At 52.9% G+C, this 3,594-nt stretch carries 4 protein-coding genes and 1 pseudogene; 2 read left to right on the top strand and 3 right to left on the bottom strand.

Going from position 1 to position 3,594, the window contains the following annotated elements; all coding sequences use genetic code 11:
* Positions 1 to 352: pseudogene (locus ACEW8P_RS21855) on the top strand (hypothetical protein); the annotation flags it as partial.
* 115 nt (positions 353 to 467) lie between these two features.
* Here the strand turns inward: ACEW8P_RS21855 and ACEW8P_RS21850 are convergent.
* Complete coding sequence (locus ACEW8P_RS21850; protein ID WP_373515194.1) at positions 468 to 1,730, bottom strand: sensor histidine kinase; 1,263 nt, start codon at positions 1,728 to 1,730, stop codon at positions 468 to 470.
* Positions 1,731 to 1,969: 239 nt separating this feature from the next.
* Here ACEW8P_RS21850 and ACEW8P_RS21845 point away from each other — a divergent pair, with 239 nt between their 5' ends.
* Entirely contained in the window at positions 1,970 to 2,449 is a 480-nt protein-coding gene (locus ACEW8P_RS21845; protein ID WP_373515193.1) for a response regulator, read from the top strand.
* A gap of 26 nt (positions 2,450 to 2,475) precedes the next feature.
* Here ACEW8P_RS21845 and ACEW8P_RS21840 read toward each other — a convergent pair whose 3' ends face one another.
* Both ACEW8P_RS21840 and ACEW8P_RS21835 read right to left on the bottom strand, forming a co-directional pair.
* Positions 2,476 to 3,294, bottom strand: coding sequence for a DUF4349 domain-containing protein (locus ACEW8P_RS21840; RefSeq protein WP_373515192.1), 819 nt, complete (start codon positions 3,292 to 3,294; stop codon positions 2,476 to 2,478).
* Between the two features lie 66 nt (positions 3,295 to 3,360).
* On the bottom strand, positions 3,361 to 3,594 hold a 234-nt coding region (locus tag ACEW8P_RS21835; protein ID WP_373515191.1), incomplete at its 5' end, for an agmatine deiminase family protein.

Raw genomic sequence — 3,594 nt, 5'->3', positions numbered from 1 at the left:
GCGGGCCGACGACGACCAAGCCGTCGTGTGCCGCCGCCGGATCGCCGCCCCCGCCGCAGCGGGAATGGTGGGCTTCAGTTTTATTTCCCTATACCAGTTGGGCTACATCAAGCACCTGCCCGACTTGCCCTTGAAGGTGTTCGACTCCGACAGCGTCAATTCTTCCAAAGACGCTGTGCTGCTGGGCATTCCCGACGCGCCCATCAGTTTGGCAGGTTACGCCGCTACTATCCTGGTGGCCACGGCGGGCAATCGGAAAGGCAAGTACACCAAGTTCTTCGACCTCGCCTTGGCAGGAGACTCGTACTGGGCCAGGCTTTCGGCGGGGCGCATTACCTCTACAGAATGTTAACGGTGCAGAAGAAAGTATGCATATACTGCGTGGCGGGCGCATTGATTAATTTTGCGGCTTTAAAACCGTTGTACGACTTATTCCGCAGCAAAGGGTAAGCGCTGTTCAGCTAAAATCATGCCTCCTGTTTGCTAGAAAGCCGGACCCGCACGATGGTACCCCGTCCCGACTGCGTCTCGACTTCGAGGGTGGCTTGTAATAGATCGCACAAACGCTTGACGATGTGCAGGCCAATACCCTCGCCCCCCAACGTTTTGGCTGGCGGAGGCTTCGCTGGCGATTCTACGTCATCGGTAGTGAGGTCACGTTTCATCACCGCCGAGACCTCGATATCTGGCTCAAGTTGTCGGGCGAGTAAGGCGGCTGTACCCGACGGCAGCCCCGGTCCTGAATCCTGGACGCTGACATACCAACGCTGGGTACCCTCCGATGACCAGGATACGGACACCATTCCTTCGGCGGTATAGCGGATGGCATTGAGCAACAAGTTCTGAACAATGCGCTGAATCTTGACTGCATCGCTCTCGACAATCAGCGTTTCCGGGCCATCGGCCCGCAGCACGAGGTTCTTCTCGCTGGCCAGCGGCTGGGCGCTTTCGACGAGTTCCCTTATGGTCTTGGAGGCGTCAAATGCTTGTATCTCCAGCGGTTCCTGCCCCGCTTCCAGCCGGGCCAGGTCGGTGAGCTGCACCAGCATGGTACGCACATTGGTCAGGTTGCGATTCAGCATTTGCATCAATTGCGCGCGTTCTTCTTCCGTTTTGCCTTCCTGGCTGAGCAGGAAAGTAGCACCCTGAATCACACCGAAGGTACTTTTCAAATCATGCGAGGAAGTGCGCAACAAATCGCTGCGGTCGCGCCCCAACTGGTTGAGTTGGTCGAGGGCTTGTTGAAGACTGGCCCCGCGACCCGCCGCCGCGAGTTGCTGTAGGGTGTCGTACTCGCTGACACTACCCTTCACGGTTTCGCTCTTCAGACGCGCAATCAGCACCGTGGCCACCATCAGGACCTCCGGGTCGGCGTTCGGGTATTGCTGGCGATAAAGTAGAAGTTCATCGCCTATGACCTCGTATAAGTAATCCAGTTCGGTCAGGATGTCCATCAGCGAACGCCCTTTGTGCCAGCGGTGCAAGCCGTGGGCGTGGGCGACTTTTAGCGGGTCGGCGGCTTCGGCCTGGTGGCGGAGCCGCTGATCCATAATGTTAAGGATTAGCGGCAGAAGGTTGTTAAATTCTTCGCGGTTGAGTGCGGCCAAGTGCGACAGCGTAGGATCATTTTCGCAGGTCGTGCGCCACTGGTTTAGAATGGCGTCCCGCCGATTAAAAAGGTAATTAGCCAAATCCGCGACGGCTTGGTTGGCGTCAGATGACGATGCCATGGTCGATATAGATCAATTGACAACATCCGGTTGTTACGATTCCGACCGGAGGTGGTTTGTCCTATTTAGGCGACCAGGCAAAGTCAAAAGTAAGCAATAATCGGGGCAAAAGCTATTCAAATTGAAATTGATTGATTTAGTAATTATTTAATAAACAGCAAATTAGATTGAACTAAATCGTATTTTGTGGATTAAAAATTGTATCTTTTGATTTGGCAAAAGTGAACCCCAAAGTCTAAATGCTCACCATAAATAAACCTGAGCCAACCGAGCAATTCTGCCGGAATTCGATTCTAATAGTGGAGGACAGCCCGGATCACCGATTCCTGATCAAGCAAGCGGTCGAGAAATGCATGCCGGGAATCCATGCCGTGGGGGCTGAGAATCTGCAGGAAGCCCTTACGTATTTGGCCTCGGACGGTCAGACACCGGGGAGGCGTTTTCTGAACTTGATCCTTTTGGACCTGTACTTGCCTACCCGCGAAGAGGGGCTATCTGCCCTGAAAAAATTTAAAGATTATTTGGCAGAGCAATATCAGCCGACCTTGCCCGTAGTTATGTTCAGCTACTCAGAATTGAAGGAGGACATCGAAGCTTGCTACGCCCAGGGGGCCAACGCCTATATAACCAAGTCGAACGATCAACGCGATTGGATCGGCTTCTTCGATAACATACGGGGCTTCTGGCTCGAAACCGTAAGTATGCCACCCCGCCTTTAGCCATGAGTTGAAAAGAAAAACCTGGCTCAAGCCTCGTCTTTCTTTCGCTTCCTGAATCGCTTCAGTAAATAATACCCAACAATTCCCAGCAAAAAGAAAGGCCACAAACTGACTAGTGCGATCAGGAAAGCCTGTAAGTACGTCCAGCCGTTGGCCAGCGCCTCGGTAAATTTGGTAAAAAAGCCGAACGACGCGTACCCTTTTTCGTAGTAAACTATGGTGAGCGTGCTGAAAGCCACCTGACTTTTCAGGTACCGCAAACGCCCCTCGATGGATTCGATTTCGGCGCGCAGATTCCCCATTTCTTTCTCTATTTCCAGCACTTCCGACACTTTTCCGGCGCGTTGGAGCAGTTGGGCGTAGCGGGATTCAAGTTCCTTCTTGGTTTTGATGCGGGCCTCGATGTCCACGTATTCTTCCGTAACGTCTTTGGCGCTCACCTTCTTGCTGTCCATACTGACCGCACTTTCCGAGATGGTGGCCAGGAAACGGTCGAATTTCTCCGCCGGAATCCTGACCGTTACCCGATGTTCGGTTCGCTCGCCATCGTAGTCGTTAATCTCGTCTTCCGCGATGTAGGCGTTCGTTTCGGCCGCCATTTTGGTGATGAGTTGCTGCGTTTGCTTCGCGCTGGAAGTTTCGAAACGGATCGTACCTTCTTTGGTGATTTTTCGCTCCGTGATCTGCACATCATCGGTGGGTTCGGGCTGCTGTGGGTTGGCGGCTTTCTGAGCGGTTTGGGGGGCATCAACCAAAAACGCACCTTCCTGGCTATCCTGATTCTGGTTACAGCCCCCAAAGAAAGCCAGGCAAATGAGAATAAGCGGATTGAGGAAATGTTTCATAGTTCAGAAATTAAACCAAGACTAGATTTTCAGGCGAGTTTCGATTGCAAGAATAATTTGCGGCACTCAGGGAATTGACTGGCCGATCGGCTCCTGCTGGCTCAAACAGTGAAAACTACCCTGCCCCCAGATGATTTCAGTAGCCGACAGCGGAATGATCTGGCGATTGGGAAAGGCCAGTTCCAAAATATCCACGGCCAACTGGTCATTGGGGTTCTCAAAAACCGGAACGATTACACCCGCATTGCAAATCAGGAAGTTGGCGTAGGAACCCGGCGTCCGAAAATCACCAATCATTAC

The organism is Persicitalea sp., from assembly GCF_041751555.1.
GTDB lineage: Bacteria > Bacteroidota > Bacteroidia > Cytophagales > Spirosomataceae > Persicitalea.
The sequence above is the reverse complement of the archived record's forward strand: the minus strand, read 5'-3'. Positions and strand labels throughout refer to the sequence as shown.

What these genes read in the sequence shown, in the direction of transcription:
- ACEW8P_RS21840 (WP_373515192.1), bottom strand. Translation starts at nt 3,294, where the DNA reads ATGAAACATTTCCTCAATCCGCTTATTCTCATTTGCCTGGCTTTCTTT.
- ACEW8P_RS21850 (WP_373515194.1), bottom strand. Translation starts at nt 1,730, where the DNA reads ATGGCATCGTCATCTGACGCCAACCAAGCCGTCGCGGATTTGGCTAAT.
- ACEW8P_RS21845 (WP_373515193.1), top strand. Translation starts at nt 1,970, where the DNA reads ATGCTCACCATAAATAAACCTGAGCCAACCGAGCAATTCTGCCGGAAT.